16 protein-coding genes are annotated in these 15,585 nt (G+C 76.2%); 9 read left to right on the forward strand and 7 right to left on the reverse strand.

Going from position 1 to position 15,585, the window contains the following annotated elements; all coding sequences use genetic code 11:
* Positions 1 to 45: 45 nt before the first annotated feature.
* Positions 46 to 639, forward strand: coding sequence for a peroxiredoxin (locus ACU610_RS06145; RefSeq protein ID WP_446770693.1), 594 nt, complete (start codon positions 46 to 48; stop codon positions 637 to 639).
* On the forward strand, positions 551 to 1,807 hold the full coding sequence (locus ACU610_RS06150) for a DUF6986 family protein (protein WP_446766827.1): 1,257 nt from the start codon (positions 551 to 553) through the stop codon (positions 1,805 to 1,807). The genes ACU610_RS06145 and ACU610_RS06150 overlap by 89 nt, the downstream gene beginning before the upstream one ends.
* A gap of 56 nt (positions 1,808 to 1,863) precedes the next feature.
* Here the strand turns inward: ACU610_RS06150 and ACU610_RS06155 are convergent, their stop codons facing one another.
* From ACU610_RS06155 to ACU610_RS06165, 3 genes are all read right to left on the reverse strand, one after another.
* Entirely contained in the window at positions 1,864 to 2,610 is a 747-nt protein-coding gene (locus tag ACU610_RS06155; RefSeq protein WP_446766828.1) for an SDR family oxidoreductase, read from the reverse strand.
* Between the two features lie 141 nt (positions 2,611 to 2,751).
* Positions 2,752 to 3,303 (reverse strand): hypothetical protein, encoded by a 552-nt coding sequence (locus ACU610_RS06160; RefSeq protein WP_446766829.1) that lies wholly within the window; start codon positions 3,301 to 3,303, stop codon positions 2,752 to 2,754.
* 231 nt (positions 3,304 to 3,534) lie between these two features.
* Entirely contained in the window at positions 3,535 to 3,960 is a 426-nt protein-coding gene (locus tag ACU610_RS06165) for a hypothetical protein (RefSeq protein WP_446766830.1), read from the reverse strand.
* Positions 3,961 to 4,115: 155 nt separating this feature from the next.
* Here ACU610_RS06165 and ACU610_RS06170 point away from each other — a divergent pair, with 155 nt between their 5' ends.
* Entirely contained in the window at positions 4,116 to 5,348 is a 1,233-nt protein-coding gene (locus ACU610_RS06170) for a sensor histidine kinase (RefSeq protein ID WP_446766831.1), read from the forward strand.
* Complete coding sequence (locus ACU610_RS06175; protein WP_446766832.1) at positions 5,345 to 6,004, forward strand: response regulator; 660 nt, start codon at positions 5,345 to 5,347, stop codon at positions 6,002 to 6,004. The genes ACU610_RS06170 and ACU610_RS06175 overlap by 4 nt, the downstream gene beginning before the upstream one ends.
* 16 nt (positions 6,005 to 6,020) lie before the next feature.
* On the opposite strand, the gene ACU610_RS06180 is transcribed toward ACU610_RS06175, so the two are convergent.
* On the reverse strand, positions 6,021 to 6,521 hold the full coding sequence (locus ACU610_RS06180) for a cupin domain-containing protein (protein ID WP_446766833.1): 501 nt from the start codon (positions 6,519 to 6,521) through the stop codon (positions 6,021 to 6,023).
* Positions 6,522 to 7,552: 1,031 nt separating this feature from the next.
* Between ACU610_RS06180 and ACU610_RS06185 the strand changes: the two genes are divergently transcribed.
* The 4 genes from ACU610_RS06185 to ACU610_RS06200 all read left to right on the forward strand — a co-directional run bounded on the left by ACU610_RS06185 (position 7,553) and on the right by ACU610_RS06200 (position 11,497).
* Positions 7,553 to 9,853 carry a LuxR C-terminal-related transcriptional regulator gene (locus tag ACU610_RS06185; RefSeq protein ID WP_446766834.1) on the forward strand — a complete coding sequence of 767 codons (2,301 nt, stop codon included), beginning with the start codon at positions 7,553 to 7,555 and terminating at the stop codon, positions 9,851 to 9,853.
* Positions 9,854 to 9,943: 90 nt separating this feature from the next.
* Positions 9,944 to 10,891 (forward strand): alpha/beta fold hydrolase, encoded by a 948-nt coding sequence (locus ACU610_RS06190; RefSeq protein ID WP_446766835.1) that lies wholly within the window; start codon positions 9,944 to 9,946, stop codon positions 10,889 to 10,891.
* On the forward strand, positions 10,888 to 11,136 hold the full coding sequence (locus ACU610_RS06195; RefSeq protein WP_446766836.1) for a hypothetical protein: 249 nt from the start codon (positions 10,888 to 10,890) through the stop codon (positions 11,134 to 11,136). Before ACU610_RS06190 ends, ACU610_RS06195 begins: the two co-directional genes overlap by 4 nt.
* Positions 11,137 to 11,299: 163 nt before the next feature.
* The gene (locus ACU610_RS06200) at positions 11,300 to 11,497 is read left to right on the forward strand and encodes a hypothetical protein (protein WP_446766837.1); all 198 of its coding nucleotides are present in this window, start codon (positions 11,300 to 11,302) and stop codon (positions 11,495 to 11,497) included.
* 74 nt (positions 11,498 to 11,571) lie between these two features.
* Here the strand turns inward: ACU610_RS06200 and ACU610_RS06205 are convergent, their stop codons facing one another.
* The 3 genes from ACU610_RS06205 to ACU610_RS06215 form a co-directional block, all read right to left on the reverse strand.
* The gene (locus ACU610_RS06205) at positions 11,572 to 12,468 is read right to left on the reverse strand and encodes a CPBP family intramembrane glutamic endopeptidase (RefSeq protein ID WP_446770694.1); all 897 of its coding nucleotides are present in this window, start codon (positions 12,466 to 12,468) and stop codon (positions 11,572 to 11,574) included.
* Between the two features lie 266 nt (positions 12,469 to 12,734).
* On the reverse strand, positions 12,735 to 13,691 hold the full coding sequence (locus tag ACU610_RS06210) for an alpha/beta hydrolase (protein ID WP_446766838.1): 957 nt from the start codon (positions 13,689 to 13,691) through the stop codon (positions 12,735 to 12,737).
* Positions 13,692 to 13,786: 95 nt separating this feature from the next.
* Entirely contained in the window at positions 13,787 to 14,800 is a 1,014-nt protein-coding gene (locus ACU610_RS06215; RefSeq protein WP_446770695.1) for a DMT family transporter, read from the reverse strand.
* A 111-nt stretch (positions 14,801 to 14,911) separates the two neighbouring features.
* On the opposite strand from ACU610_RS06215, the gene ACU610_RS06220 reads away from it, so the two are divergent.
* Positions 14,912 to 15,553: a TetR/AcrR family transcriptional regulator gene (locus ACU610_RS06220; RefSeq protein WP_446766839.1), complete on the forward strand. Its 642-nt coding sequence runs from the start codon at positions 14,912 to 14,914 to the stop codon at positions 15,551 to 15,553.
* Positions 15,554 to 15,585 lie beyond the last annotated feature (32 nt).

Raw genomic sequence — 15,585 nt, forward strand, 5'->3', positions numbered from 1 at the left:
GGTGTCCGAGCGGCTCCAGCGGGGGACCCGGCCCCCGGGTTCACCCTGCCCACAGCGGACGGGGACGAGGTCTCGTCGGAGGCCCTGCGCGGGAGCAGGGCCGTCCTGTACTCCTACCCGGCTGCGATGACGCCGGGCTGCACCACGCAGGCCTGCGACCTCCGGGACGACCTGGGGTCGCTGCGCGGCGCCGGCTACGCCGTCTACGGCATCTCGCCGGACGACCCGCGGACGCTCGCGCAGTTCCGCGAGCAGGAGGCCCTGACCTTCGCCCTCCTCGCCGACCGCGACCACGCCGTCTGCGAGGCCTACGGCGCCTGGGGGAGGAGCAGGTGGACGGCAGGACGACGACCGGTGTCATCCGTTCGACCGTCGTCCTCGACGAGGAGGGCCGGGTGGAGGTGGCGCTGTACGACGTCCAGGCCGTCGGTCACGTGGCCGAACTGTGCCGGACCCTCGCTCCGGCACGACCTCGCCGACGAGCTCCGCACGTCCCCGACCACGGGGGCGCCGACCGGTGCACGCGCCGAACACGGAAAGGACCGCACGGATGACCCGACTCAGCGACGACCTCGCCGACGTCCTGGACGCCCGGCTCGCCGCCGCCGACGAGGAGCTCCGGTCGCGCTACCCGGGTGACCCGGGGACCCGGCAGCCGGTGCACACCGTCTACGTCCCGGCCGACCGGTTCTCCGCCGACACCCACCAGCGGTGGGGGGCGGCGGCGGTGGAGCTGCTCGACCGGCATGCCCCGACGGCGGAGGCCCTGGCGGCGGCCACGGGCGTGCCCGGAGCCCTGGTCGACGACGTCCACGAACGGGTGCGCGCGAAGCTCGTCCGCGAACCGGTCGAGGACCTGCGGGTGGACTTCGAGGACGGCTACGGGCAGCGCTCCGACGAGGAGGAGGACCGGGCGGCCACCGGGGCGGCCGTCGCCCTCGCCGCGGCCGCCCGAGCGGAGGGTGCGCCGCCGTTCCTGGGGATCCGGTTCAAGAGCTTCGAGGCCCCCACCCGCCGGCGGGGCCTGCGCACGCTGGACGCCGTCCTCACCGGGCTGCTCGACGCCGGTGGCCTCCCCGCGGGCCTGGTGCTGACCCTGCCGAAGGTGACCTCGGTGGCGCAGGTGGCGGCCATGGCCGACGTCTGCACCCGGCTCGAGGAGGCCCACGGGCTGCCCGCCGGGCGGCTGCGGTTCGAGATCCAGGTGGAGACGCCGCAGGCCATCGTCGGCGCGGACGGGACGGCGACCGTGGCCGGCATGATCTCGGCGGCGGAGGGGCGCTGCACGGGCCTGCACTACGGCACCTACGACTACAGCGCCGCCCTCGGGATCACCGCCGCCCAGCAGAGCCTCGAGCACCCGGCTGCCGACCACGCCAAGGCGGTGATGCAGGTCGCGGCGGCCGGCACCGGGGTGCGCCTCTCCGACGGGTCGACCAACGTGCTGCCGACGGGAGGCCGGGACGCCGTGCACGCAGCCTGGCGCCTGCACGCCCGCCTCGTCGCACGATCCCTGGAGCGGGGCTACTACCAGGGCTGGGACATGCACCCCGGGCACCTGCCGACCCGCTACCTGGCCACGTACTCCTTCTTCCGCGCCGGGCTGCCGGCGGCGGCCGCACGGATCAGGGCCTATCTCGGCCGTGCGCAGGGCGGGGTCATGGACGAGCCGGCCACGGCTCAGGCGCTCGCCGGCGCGGTCCTGCGCGGTATGGACTGCGGCGCCGTGGCTCCGGACGAGGCCGCCGAGCTGACCGGCGTCGACCGCGCCCGGCTCGAGGGGCTCGCTCGCCGCGTCCAGCTCTGACCGCCCCGCGGCGGAACCGGGCCGGAGTTCCGCCGGACCGAGCCCGCTGCGAGCGGTCAGCCGCGGCCGATGTACGGCATCGCGGTGGCGAGCACGGTCATGTTCGCGACGTTCGCCTCGAGCGGCAGGCTCGCCATGTAGACGACCGCGCGGGCCACGTCCGCGGCCGCCATCCGTGGCTCCGCCCGGATGCTGCCGTCGGCCTGCAGGACCCCGCTGGCCATGGTCTCGGTCATGTCGGTGGCCGCGTTACCGACGTCGATCTGGCCGCACGCGATGCCGTGGGCGCGGCCGTCCAGGGACGTGGACTTGGTGAGGCCGGAGACCGCGTGCTTCGTCGCGGTGTAGGCCGCGGACATCGGGCGGGGGACCTGGGCGGAGATGGAGCCGTTGTTGATGATGCGGCCACCCTGCGGCTGCTGGGAGCGCATGACGCGGAACGCCTCACGCGTGCAGAGGAAGACGCCGGTGAGGTTGACGGCGACGGCCGCCTGCCACTCGGCCAGCGGGATCTCGTCGATGCTCCTCGCGGTACCGAACGAACCCGCGTTGTTGAACAGCAGGTCGACCCGACCGTGGGTGTCGACGGCGGCGTCGAACAGGGCCCGCACGGACGCCTCGTCGGTCACGTCGGTCGGGACCGGGTGCAGCCGCCCGGCGCCGTCCTGCTCGGCGACCGCCTGCAGCGCCTCGCGCCGGCGCCCCGCCAGGACGACCCGCCAGCCCTCCGCGGCGAGGGCCAGCGCCGTCGCCGCCCCGATGCCGCTGCCTCCGCCGGTGACGACGGCGACCGCTCCGTCCACGTCCACTCCTCGCCGCGTCCCCACGACCTCGCCGTCCGCGCTCGTCCTCGACCCCGGGCGTGGTGGCCGATCCGCCGCGTCCGGTGCGGCTCGTGCAGGTCCGCGGCAGCGTCCGCCGGCCGCTGACCCGAGGTCGTGTCCTCAGTCGAGATCATCGCGGACCCCCACCGTTCCGGCAGTGTGGGGCCGGGCCGGGGCGACGGCAGTGGCGCGGACCCAGCGCAGCAGCGCGGTGAACGCCAGAGCGGAGGTCACCGCACCGCCGGCGAGGCGCACCCGGTGCCCGGCGACGAACTCTGCGGCGACCTGACGCAGGTACTCCGCCGTGTGGGTGCCGGCCGGGTCGACGAACATGATCTCGTTGCGCGGCCAGAAGAACACCACCGAGAACAGGAACTCGCAGGTGACGAACACCGCAGCCGCGCCGACGACCCACCACCGCAGCCGCGGCTCGCGCCACGTCAGCACCGTCGCGGCCAGGCCGGTGAGCACGACCGTGGCGCCCAGGGGCGGGAAGTAGTCACTGGGGCCGCCCGCGACGAGGAACTCGCGGGCCCGGTCGAGCGACTCCGGGGGGTCGCCGAAGACGTTCGGGTAGAGCATCACCGTCTCGGCGGCCACGCCGCCGAAGGACAGCATCGCCGTCCACACGAGGGCGATGAGCGCCACCGTGGTGAGTCTCGTGCGCGACATGTCCATGGGTCCTCTCGCTGGTCGACGCGACGCCCGGGCGGTCGTCGCTCGGCCATGCTGGGTGCGGCGGGCTCCCGGGTCTGCCGACCGCCGGCGGACACCGGGGTCGCTCCCCGACGTACGTCGAGCAGGTCTCGGTGCGCACCCGACCGACGACGGGGATGAGCAGGACCTCTCCGCTCGCGGCGGGGCGCAGCCGGTGCGGCGCGGGCGGGAGCAGCGGGGCCCGGGTCATCGTCGCGGCCCCCGGTTCCGCTGGACGGCGGCGGCCAGCAGGCCCGCCAGCGCGCCCAGCGCGGCGGACCGGCCGATCTCGAAGGCCGCGACACCCACGGCCGAGGCGCCGTCGACGTCGGGTCCCGTGCCGAGAGCCCGCGACAGGGCGACGAGGACCACGCCGAACACCACCCCGGCGAGGGTGGCGGTGAGCACCGGCCGCGGCACCCGCCCGAGACCGATGCCGCCGATCCACACGACGGCCACGAGCCCGACGAGCAGCAGCGCGGTGGGTGCCGCACCGAGGATGCCGGTGACGCCGCTGAGCTCGGCCAGCGGGAACAGCAGCGCCAGGGCACCGAGCCCCAGGACGACCGGCCAGCTGACCGGCTCCCGGGATCCGGGGCCGGGAGGCCCGACGGGTGCGTACCGGTCCGGCATGCCGGCGACGCTAGGAACGGCCGCCGGGCGCCCGCGTCGGTCGAGGAACCCGCCTGCGGTCGCTCCTGGTCGACGTCCGGCGACGTCGACGGTCGACGACGGCGGTCGACGCAGGAGGGCTGCCCGGCCGGGGAGGACCTTCCTAGGCTGTCGGCGTGCCCAGGGACGTGCCCGCCGGCCGCGGCCCCGACGGGGTGGACCAGCGCCTGACCGATGCCCTGCTGGCCACCGCGCAGACGCTGACCGTGGCGCTGGTCGTCGCCGCCGATCTGGAGGGGACCGGCCGGGCGGCCCTCGGTGCCTACGTGTTCGCCGTCGGCTTCGGCGTGCTCGTCCTCGCCGGGCGGCGGGTGCCCGTCGCGGTCCTGGTGCTGACCGTGCTGGGGGTCTTCGCGTACTACGCCCTCGACCTCCCCCCGATCGGCATCGCGCTGCCCGCGGTCGCGGCGCTGTACCGGGCCGCCGACGTCGGCGCCACCCGCTGGGCGGTGGGCGCCGGCAGCGTGCTGGTCGCGGTGGCCGCCTGGGCCCGGGTCGCCGACGGCCTGCCCACCAGCTACCTGCTCAGCTACGAGCTGCTCACCAACGTCGCCCTCGTCGCCGCGGCGGTCGCCCTGGGCGTGAGCGTGCGCGCCCGGCGGGAGACCCGGGAGTCCCAGGAGCGGCTCCGGGCGCTGACCGCCGCCGAGCAGGCCCGGGAGGCCGACCGCCGGCTGCAGGCCGAGCGGGTCCGCATCGCCCAGGACCTGCACGACTCGGTCGGGCACACCATGTCGGTCATCGCCCTGCAGAGCAACGTCGCCGCCGAGGCCATCGGCCGCGACGACGAGACCGCCCGGCGCGCGGTGGAGCAGATCGGCGCGGCGACGTCGGACCAGCTGCGCGAGCTGCGGGCGACCGTGAAGCTGCTGCGCTCCCCGGCGGCCGGCGCCGAACGCGGCACCGTGGGACTGTCCGGCCTGGACCGGCTGGCCGAGGGCGCCCGCGAGGCCGGTCTGGGGGTCGACCTGGACGTCGACGTGCCCGGGGGTTGCCTGGACGGGGCGATCGAGGCGGCGGCCTACCGGATCGTGCAGGAGTCGCTGACCAACGTGCTCCGTCACTCGCGGGCCGCCCACGCCGCGGTCACCGCCGGGGTCCGCGGTGACCGGCTGGAGGTGGTCGTCGCCGACGACGGCCCGGGTGCGGGCCCGGACGGTGGACCACGCCCCGGGACGGTGCACCGCCCGGAGGTCGGAGCGCGCCCCGAGGACGAGCCGCCCGGCGGCGCCGGGCTGGCGGGCATGCGCGAGCGGGCCGCCGTGCTCGGCGGCGAGGTCCACGCCGGACGCGGCACCGGCGGTGGATTCGTGGTCCACGCGGTGCTCCCCACGAGGCTGGCGCCGTGATCCGCATCGTGCTGGTCGACGACCAGGAGGTGGTGCGCGCGGGGCTGCGGACCCTGGCCGAGCGGGACGGGGACATCGTCGTCGTCGGGGAGGCCGGCACGGGCCGGTCGGGCCTGTCCCGGGTCCGGGAGCTGCGCCCCGACGTGGTCCTCATGGACGTCCGGCTGCCGGAGATGGACGGCCTGCGGGCCACCCGGGAGATCGTCGCCGACTCGCGGCTGGACGGCGTCCGGGTGCTGGTGCTGACCACCTTCGACGAGGACGAGCACGTCTTCGAGGCGGTCCGCGCGGGCGCGGCCGGCTACCTGCTCAAGGACGTCTCGCCGACCGACCTGCGGCAGGCGATCCGCACGGTCGCCGCCGGCGGGTCGCTGCTGTCCCCGTCGGTCACCCGCACCGTGATGCGCACGCTGGCCGACCGGCTGCGGTCCTCGGTGGACGACGCCCCGCTGCGGGAGCTGACCGAGCGGGAGCGGGAGGTGCTGGGCCAGGTCGGCCGGGGGCTGTCGAACGAGGAGATCGCCCGGGAGCTGTTCATCTCCCCGGCCACCGCCCGCACCTACGTCTCCCGCCTGCTGACCAAGCTGGGCGCCCGCGACCGGGCCCGGCTGGTGGTGCTGGCCTACGAGACCGGACTCGTCGTCCCCGGGGAGTAGGACCGCGGGCGCCTCGTCACCGTCCGCCGGTGTCCAGGGCCGCCAGCAGGCGCCACAGCGGCCGCTGGATCCGGTCGGGGATCCCGGCCAGGGCGAAGGAGTACCCCGAGTCGACGGTGATCCGCGCCAGCCGGCCGATCGGCGGCAGCCGGCCGCCGGCGGCCAGGGCCCGGAACTGCTCCTCCAGCGGGCCGGCCGGGGTCTCCAGCGTGCGGATCCGGGTGGGCCTGCCGGAGGGGTTGGCGAAGGCGTGCACCGTTCCGGGGGGAACGGTGACCGACTCGCCGGCGACCAGCGTCCGCGTGTGCCGGCCGAGCCGTACCCGCAGCACCCCGTCGAGCACGGTGAACACCTCGGTCTCGTACCGGTGCCGGTGGCGGGGCGGGCCGGACAGGTGTGGTGGCAGGAGCGCCTCGACCTCGAAGGCGGTGCCGCCGTTGTCGGCTCCCGAGGTGAGCACGGTGATCCGCTCGCCGGTGGGCAGCCGGAGCGCAGGCCCGTCCCGCTCCGTGGTCATGGCGGCCTCCCGATGTCCGAGTGCCGGGTGCGGGCAGCGCCCGGCCGGAGCCGACGCTGGGGGAGGTGCGGGTGCGCCGTCTGCCGCCCGGCGGCGACGTGCCGGGTCGCCCGCCGGCGGAGCCGCCACGTCCCGGAGGCGACCCGCCGGTGCGCCCGACACCGGTCGTGCGCAGGGGCCACCGGGGCACCGCTCAGCTGGGGGCGGGTGCGGCCTGCCACAGGTCCGGTCCGAACACCTCGTACAGGACGTCGCGGGGGCGACGCCGCGGTCGATGAGCGATCTGCGGACGGCCTCCATGAACGGCAGCGGACCGCGCAGGTGGTAGGTGGCGTCCTCGGGCAGCCCACCGCGGCCAGGTCCATCATCCCGGCGTGGACGCCGTCGACGGGCAGGCTGCACCCGGCGCCGCGCTCGAACCAGACGTGCAGCGAGCCGGTGGGCAGCGCGCGGACGTCGTCGGGCACCTGCCGGCGCAGCGCCCAGGAGGCCTCGTCGGTGCTCCACCGCCCGGGGCATGCGTCGATGGGCCGGCGTCCCGCGGAGCCCTGACCGGGCGACCCGGCCGGTCCGCAGGGAGAGGGGCCCGGCCGGTGTCCTCGTCGGCTCGTCCCGCTGCAGCGGCAGGTGCAGGGGGATCCCGGACCGGCACCTGGGCCGGATCGGTGGATCACGGCGATGTCGCCGGCTGCGACCACTGCGCGGCCATCGGGGACCACCGCTCGACGACGACCGGCGAGGGGAAGGCTCCGCCAGCCGCTCTTTGACCGGCGAAGCCTCGACCGCTCGGAAGCACCCACTCAGCCGACGCGGCCTGCTGTCAAGGGTGGGTTGCCCCCACGTGGGGCGCAAGACGCTCGCGACATCTCGTCCGGAGCGACCCGGCTGCGGGTCGCCCGGCAGTGAGGCCACCCGGGTCGGCGCCGGCGGGTCTCGTCGGAACGACGCGGTGCAGAGCATGGACGGTGGGCGTCCGCGCCGGTACACCTGCCGGGGAGGGGCGGCACGCGCCGGCCGGGGGAGGAGCGGTTGTGGCGGGGCCGACGGGCGCAGGCGGTCCGCTGCTGGTCGGCAAGCTCACCGTGCCGCCGGTCCCTCCTTCGCTCGTGCCTCGTCCCCGGCTGCTGCACCGGCTCGACGCCGTCCGCACCACACCGGTGACCGTGGTCGTGGCGGGGGCCGGCTGGGGGAAGTCGACGTTGCTGGCCGCCTGGGCCCGGCACGCCGACGTGCCGATCGCGTGGGTCACCCTCGAGAGCAGCGAGGACGATCCGGCGCGGTTCTGGACGTACGTGGCCACCGCCCTCGCCGGCCCCGCCCCGGACGTGGCCGGCCCGGTCCTCCGCGCGCTGGCCGTGCCCTCGGTCGACCCACTCGGTGTCGCCGTCCCCGAACTCCTCAACGGCTTCGCAGCCCGGGACGAGCCCACCGTGCTCGTCCTCGACGACCTGCACGAGGTCACCGACGCCCGGGTCACCGAGGGGCTGGAGTTCCTCCTCGACCACCTGCCCGCCGCGCTGCGCGTGGTCCTCGCCAGCCGCACGGAGCCCCCGATCGGCCTCGCCCGGCTGCGGGCCCGGGGCCGGCTGACCGAGCTGGGCGCCACCGACCTGCGCTTCACCACCCAGGAGGCCCGCGCGCTGCTGACCGCGGTGATCCGCGGCGGGCCCGACGACTCCGGGCCCGAGCCTGCGGCACTGGCCGGGCTGCTCGCCCGCACCGAGGGGTGGGCGGCCGGGCTCGTCCTCGGCGCGCTCACCCTGCGGGACCGTGCCCACGGCCGGGCGGTGCCGCACGGTCCGCCCGGTCTGCGGCACGCCGTGGACTACCTGCTCGCCGAGGTGCTCGCCGGTCAGACGCCGGACCGACGGGAGCTGCTGGTGCGCAGCGCTCCGCTGAACCGGTTGTGCGGCCCGCTCTGCGACGCGGTGCTCGACCGCGCCGACTCCGGCGCCGTCCTGGCCGGTCTCGAGCGGGACGGCGTCTTCGTCACCGCGGTGGACGGCGGCGGGCGCTGGTACCGCGTGCACCCGCTGTTCCGGGCGGCGCTGCGACGCGAGCTGGACGACCCCGCGGGTGCCGCCGAGGTGCAGCACCGGGCTGCGGCGTGGTTCTGGGAGCAGGGTCTGGTCGAGGAGGCGATCCGCGCGCGGCTCGACGCCGGCGACTCCGCCGGGGCCGCCGACTGGTTGGTGCAGAGCACCGGGACGTTCCTCGCCACGGCGCGCGTCGGCGTGTTCGCCGAGCTCGGCAACCGGCTCGACCCGGCCGTGGTCGCGGACTCGGTCCCCCTGCTGCTGTCACTGGCCTGGGCTGCCGGTGTCACCGGCCGGCTGGACCGGGTGCCCGGGCTGCTCGACCGGGCCGCCGAGCAGGTCCGGGCGGGCCGTCCCGGCCCCGGCTTCCCCGGCTTCGCCAGCCCCGTGGGGGCGATCGCCGCGCTGCGCGCGGTCTACGGGTCGGCGGCCGTGGACCCACCGGAGGTGGCCCTGGACGCGGCCCGCGAGGCGGTGGCGGCCGAGACCGATCCCGGGCTGGCCGGTTGGGTCGTCGCCCGGGTCGCCCTCGGCGGCGCGCTGCTCACCGGTGGACGGTGGGCGGAGGCGTTGGCTGAGCTCGACGCCGCCTGGCAGGCCCCGGCCTCCTCCGCCCTGCCGGTCTTCTCCCGTCTGGAGGTGGCCGGGCTCCTCGCCTGGTGCCTCGTGCAGCCCGGCGACGACGCCGCCGACCCCGACCGGGACGCGCGCGCCGAGCGCCTGCTGCGGTCGACCCGGGACGACGCCGCGGCGCTGGAGGCGCACCTGGGGGACGCCGCCGCGGCAGCGCTGGCGCTGCTGTACGCCACGGCCGGGGTGCTCGACCGGCGCGCCGGCCGGCTCGGGTCCGCACGTGCCCGTTCGGACCGTGCCGCCGACCTGGTGGGCGTGCAGGCGCATCCCGCGGTCGTCGTGCTGGTGCTCCTCAGCGCCGCGGAGACCGCCCTGGCCGACGGCGACCCGACGGCGGCGCTGGGCTTCCTCGACCGGGCCCGCGAGGCGCAACTGAGCGCGCCGCCCTCCCCGGTCCTCGACCGGCAGGTCGCCGCCGTGGAGGCGCGGGCCGGCCAGCGGGCGGCCGCGCGGGCGCGACCGGCGCTGGGCGAACCGCTGACCGAGCGGGAGGTCTCGGTGCTCCGGGCGCTGCGCGGTCCGCTCAGCCAGCGGGAGGTGGGCGCGGCACTGCACCTGTCGGTCAACACGGTGAAGAGCTACACCAGGAGCCTGTACCGCAAGCTGGACGTGGGATCCCGGCGCGAAGCGGTCGAACGGGGACGCGCCCTCGGGCTCTGCTGACCCCACCCGGGGTGATCCGGCGAGCGGCGTGGTGCGCGACCACCCCGGCGGCCGGGAGCGTTCGCGGCACCCGATGCCGAGGAGCCCGCCGTGTCCCTCCCGCCCACCCCCACCAGCCCGCGACGAACCCCTGGAGCGTGGCCGCCTGGCGCCGTCTCCACCGTCACCGACCTCGACGGCCCCGTCCGCCACCTGGACCTGGGCGGTCCGGCCGGCGCGCCGGTCGTGCTCTGCGTGCACGGCCTCGGCGGCTCGGCCCTCAACTGGGGGCTGCTCGCCCCCCTGCTCGCGCGCAGCCACCGGGTCCTCGCCGTGGACCTGTTCGGCCACGGCGGCAGCGGGGTGCCCACCGGCTCCCGCCCCGATGCGGTGACCGCCGACCGCCGACTCCTCGACCGGTTCGTCCGCGAGGTCGTCGGGGATCCGGTGGTGCTGCTCGGGCACTCGATGGGCGGCGTCCTGACCATCCTGCAGGCGGCCACGGCGCCGGAGACGGTCCGCCGGCTGGTGCTGCTCAGCCCGCCGGTGCCGGGCACAGCCGGTCGGCTGGACCTGGCCATCGCGGCCAAGCTGGCGTTCCTCCGGTTGCCCGGCGTGGCCGGCGTGGTCTCCCGGGAGCTGGCCGCACTGTCCCCCGAGCAGGTGGTCGAACGGCAGCTGCGCCGGGCGACGCCGCACCTGCACCGGATCCCCGCCGACGGCATCGCGGCCGCCGTCACCGAGACCCGCGACCGGGCCGCCCGCCCCGACGCCGTGGCCGGTCAGGCCGAGCAGTGGGCGGCCCTCCTGGGCACCATGGCCCTCCTCGCCCGACCGCGGTCCTGGCGGCGGACGGTCGCCGGCGTCGCCGCCCCGACACTGTGGCTGCACGGAGACGACGACCCGCTGGCGAAGCCCGACGCGGCCCGCGCGCTCGCCGCGAGCCGGCCGGACTGGACGTTCGAGGTGCGGCCGGGCGTCGGGCACCTGCTCGCTCTCGAGGACCCGGCCTGGACCGCCGATCGGATCCTCGCCGGCGACGGGCCGGGCTCACGGTGAACGGGACACGCACCCCGGTCGCCCGGTCCGGTCGGGAACGCGCAGCGCTCGGTGGCTTCCCGCTGCTGGCCTTCCTGGTCATCTGGGCGGTGTGGGTGCCGCGGGCGCTGCAGTCCGCGGGGGTGCTGCACAGCCGGTGGGCGTCCGGCCTGGGCGCCGGGTGGACGTACGGCCCCGCGCTCGCCGCCGTCCTCACCGCGGCGTGGGTCGGTCGTCCGGCCCTCGGGAGCTGGGCACCCGGCTGACCCGGTGGCGCGTCGGTGTCCGCTGGTGGGCCGTGGTGCTCGCCGGGCCCGTGGTGCTGTGGCTGGTCACCGCGGGGCTGTACGTGGTCCTCGGCGGGGACGCGTCCGAGGTCCGGCCCCAGGCGGTCGAGCCAGGGCCGGCCGACTGGTCCCCCTGTTCCTCGTGCCGGCCCTGACGGACGGGATCGGCGAGGATCTGGGCTGGCGCGGGTTCTCGCTGCCCCGCCTGCTGGGGCGCAGAGGGCCGGTCACGGCCGGCCTGCTGCTGGGCGTCGTCCGGCTGCTGGTGGTCCAGCTGGCGGTCAGCGGCGGACTCCGGCCGCCGCCGTCGGACGGCGGGACCGCGGCCACGCCGACCTGAGGCCGTGCGCGACCGAGCTCGGTGACGCACGCCACCTGGGGCACCAGCGCCGCACGGTGCTGGTGCACTCCCGGTCAGGTGCCCACGACGGCGATCGACGCGAAGACGACGAGGTCGACGGCGACGTGGATCAGGAAGGGCCAGCCCAGCCCCCTGGTCGCGACCATCGCCCCGCCCAGCAGGAGCGCCAGCGCGCCGGACTGGAGCACTCCACCGAACCCCTCGGGGACCGAGCCGGAGTAGTGGGCGAGCCCGAACCAGACCGACGTCAGGAGGACGGCCTGACGCGAGCCCACGACGCCGACCAGGGTGGCCAGGGGACCGGATCGGTAGACCACCTCCTCGCCGAGTGCGTTGAAGGCCGCGCAGCCGATGACGAGCGGCAGCAGAGGGGTGAGCCGTTCCAACGCCGCCGGCTCGAGGCCCGACTCCAGCCACGTCATCGTCGCCAACAGAGCGAACAGGGCGCCGGCAGCGACGGGCCCCAGGACGGCCCAGCTCACCGCGCTCGACCGTCCCGGCAGTCTCGCCCCGCTCGGTGCTGCCATGTCCCCGGGCGTGAGGAACGCCTCCGTCGGTGTCATCCGGAGGACCGTGACGAGGAGGCCGGCCATCGCCGCCGCCACCAGGAGGAAGACCGTCTTGCCGAAGAGGGCACGACCCAGGTCCGATCCGCCGGCTCCGGTCCAGCCGCCGAGCAGCGGCGGCAGCAGATACGCCGCGCAGAAGGCGGCGAGCACCACCAGCAGGTACCGCAGGACGGGTCGGGCCGGCGGCCACGTCCAGGCGACAGCGGACAAGGGGGCCGCGGCGGCGAGCGTCGACCAGTGCGCTGCAGCAGGAGCGACTCCGGCGAGCTCGACCGCGGTGATCGCGGGCAGGCTGCTCAGGACCAGGGTCACCAGCCACGCGAAGGCCAGCGTGCGTCCATCACGCGTGACGCCGGCCGACCGGCCACCGATGGAACTCATCGCGGTCACGACCGTCCTGCCAGGGGCTCGGGCGCTGCGGCGCCCGTCGTCGGCCCCGCGATCCCAGTGAGGGCTCCGCCCGGGTGGACCGTCACCACCCCGCCGGTGGGACCACCCGGGTGGTGCGGTCGCCGGAGGCCGCGATCGGGGAGTGCCGAGGACCTCCGGGACGGCCTCCGGCGGGACGCGGTGGGTGAGCGAGCCGGCCGTGGGGCCATGACGGCGCCCTTCCGCCCTCGCCGTGGGAGGTGTGCCGTGACGGGCGGTCAGAGGGAGGCGAGCGCGCGGACGCGGTCGGCGATGACGCGCCGGGCGGCGGCGGAGTCGAAGGCGAAGAAGTCGAACTCGTGCGGAACGCCCGGGTGGAGGTGGAACTCGACCGGGACGCCTGCCTGGCCGAGGCGCAGGGCGTAGGTGAGGTCCTCGTCCCGGAAGACGTCGAGCTGGCCGACCTCGATGTAGGCGGGCGGCAGCCCGGCCGGGTCGGCGACCCGCGCCGGGGCGGCGTGGGCCGGGGTGTCCGGGCCGCCTGCGGTGTTCCCGAGCAGGGCCTGCCAGCCGGTGCGGTTGTCGTCCCACGACCACACGACGAACGGCGCGAGCTGCGGGTCGGGTGTCACCGTGCGGTCGTCGAGCATCGGCATGACGAGGATCTGCTTGGCGATGGCCGGGCCCCCGCGGTCGCGGGCGAGGATCGACACCGCCGCGGCCAGGCCGCCGCCCGCGCTGTCACCGAACACACCGATGCGGGCCGGGTCGACGCCCAGCTCGGCGGCGTGCTCGTGCAGCCAGACGAGGGCGGCGTAGACGTCCTCGGCCGGGGCGGGATGGGGGTGCTCGGGGGCGCGTCGGTAGTCGACCGACAGGATCGGGGTGCCGCTGGCCGACACGTAGCGGGAGACCGACCCGTGGAACAGGCCGACGTGGCCGGCGATCATGCCGCCGCCGTGCAGGTACAGCACGGCAGGGCCCGGCTCGCCGGAGGCGTCCGTGCGGGTGTACCAGCGGAGCCGGATCGTCGCGCCATCGACGGTGGCGAGCTCGTGGTCGCTGGTCGTGACGTCGTCCGGGAACGGTTGGGCGGTGTCCAGGTGACCGAAGACGGCCTCCAGCGTGGCGCGGCGGGTGGGCACGTCCCCGACCGGCGGGGGTGTGCGGCCGGCCGCTTCTGCGGCGAAGGGGACGAAGGCCTCGGCGACCTCGGGGTCGAGGGTGAAGGACACGACGGATCTCCTCTCTGCGAACGGGGGGTGTACGGGAGGACGGCCCGGTGTCCGGGCCGACCGGAACGCATCGCGGTCAGCTCGTGCGGTCGGGGTCAGGCGAGCTGGACGAGGACGGAGCCGGTCACCAGCAGGGCGAGCCCTGCGGCCCGCGCCGAGGTCAGGGCCCGGCGTGCCATCCGGAACCAGCCGAAGTGGTCGATGAGGGCGGAAGCGATCTGCTGGCCGGTGACGGTCAGGGCCACCGTGACCGCGGCTCCGACGACCGGGATGAGCACGAAGGTGGCCGTGACGTAGGCGGCGGCACACAGTCCGCCCAGCCAGCCCCACCACGGCATGCCCCGCAGCGGCCGCAGTCGTGGCGTCGGTGTCCGCCGCAGCGCGAGCAGAGCGAGCAGCAGGGCCGCGATCGTGAGCGTCGCGACGGTGAAGCTGATCGTGGCGACCGCCAGCGGCGCAGGGATCTGGCGGCGGAGCTGCGCGTTGAGCGCCCCCTGCACCGGCAGGGCCGCTCCCGCCAGCAGACCCAGGGCGATCCAGCCGGGGTGGGCAGCGGTCGGTCGGACCGCGGTCGCCGGGCGGCCGGCGGCCCCGGGCGTGGAGACGTGCCCTCCCACCGCCGGGAGCCCGGGAGCCGCGCTCGCCGGTAGGCGCACCTGCGAGATCGCGGCCGAGGCGGAGACGATCACCGCGATGCCGACGACGAGGGCGACGCCGCCGAGCAGGATGCCGGGGGTCAGCGGTTGGCGCGGGACGGCCAGGAGCCCGGAGAGGTCGAGCACGAGCGAGGCGAGCACCTGGCCGGTCACGAACAGTCCCATCGCGGCGAGCGCGCCGAGCCGGGGGAGCAACAGGATGCCGGCGGTGATGTAGAGGGGACTGGCCATGCCGGCGAGCAGCAGCCAGCCGGGCTCGACCCCACCGGCCGACCGCAGCGCGCCGCTCGTGCCGGTCCCGGCGGCGAGCGCCACCAGCAGCGTGGCCGCCAGGACCAGCTGCAGGGTGGACGCGCCGTACGGGGTGCCGACGGCCTTGCTGAGCTGCTGGTTCGCCGATGCCTGGACCGCGAGCAGCACGCCGACGAGGAGGGCGGCGATTAGGAGGACCATCACGGGGACTCCCGTCTGGATGAAGCGGACACCATGTCCGGTTAATTCCGGCGGGGAGCTGAACCGGACGGCCTGTCCACTTATTCCGTCGCCGTCGGTACGCTGCCGGGAATGGCGACCGGAGAGATCCCCGAGCTGCCGGTCGTCGCTCCAACGGCCGGAGACGACGGCGGGTCGGCGGCGGGGAGACGGCCCCGCGAGCGGGCGGATGCGGCCCGCAACCGCGAACGCATCCTCGCCGCGGCGGATCGACTCTTCGGCGCGGACCCGGGCGCGGTGACGATGGGAGACATCGCCCGAGCTGCGGGCGTCGGCCGCGCGACGCTGTACCGCCGGTTCCCGGACACCACGTCGGTGGCCGCGGCCCTGCTCGGTGAGCACGAGCGGCGCCTGCAGCAGGAACTCCTCAGCGGGCCGCCGCCGCTGGGGCCGGGGGCGCCGCCGGCCGACCGGCTCGCCGCCTTCTACGCCGCCATGGTCGACCTGCTCGACCAGCACCTGCACCTGGCCCTCGGCGGCGAGTCCGGTGCGGCCCGCTTCACCGTCGGCGCCTACGGGTTCTGGCGGGTGCACGTCCGGGCTCTGCTCCTCGACGCGCAGGTCCCCGACCCGGACACCGTCGTGGACCTCCTGCTCGCCCCGCTCGATCCGGAGGTCTACCGCTACCAGCGGTACGAGCGGAGGCGCTCCCCGCGGCAGATCGCCGCGGGCCTGACATGGCAGGCCCGCCGGCTGCTCGGCCCGGCGACCTGATCCGTCGACCGCGAGCGTCCCGGTGCCCGCCG

This window comes from Geodermatophilus sp. URMC 61 (assembly GCF_052931555.1).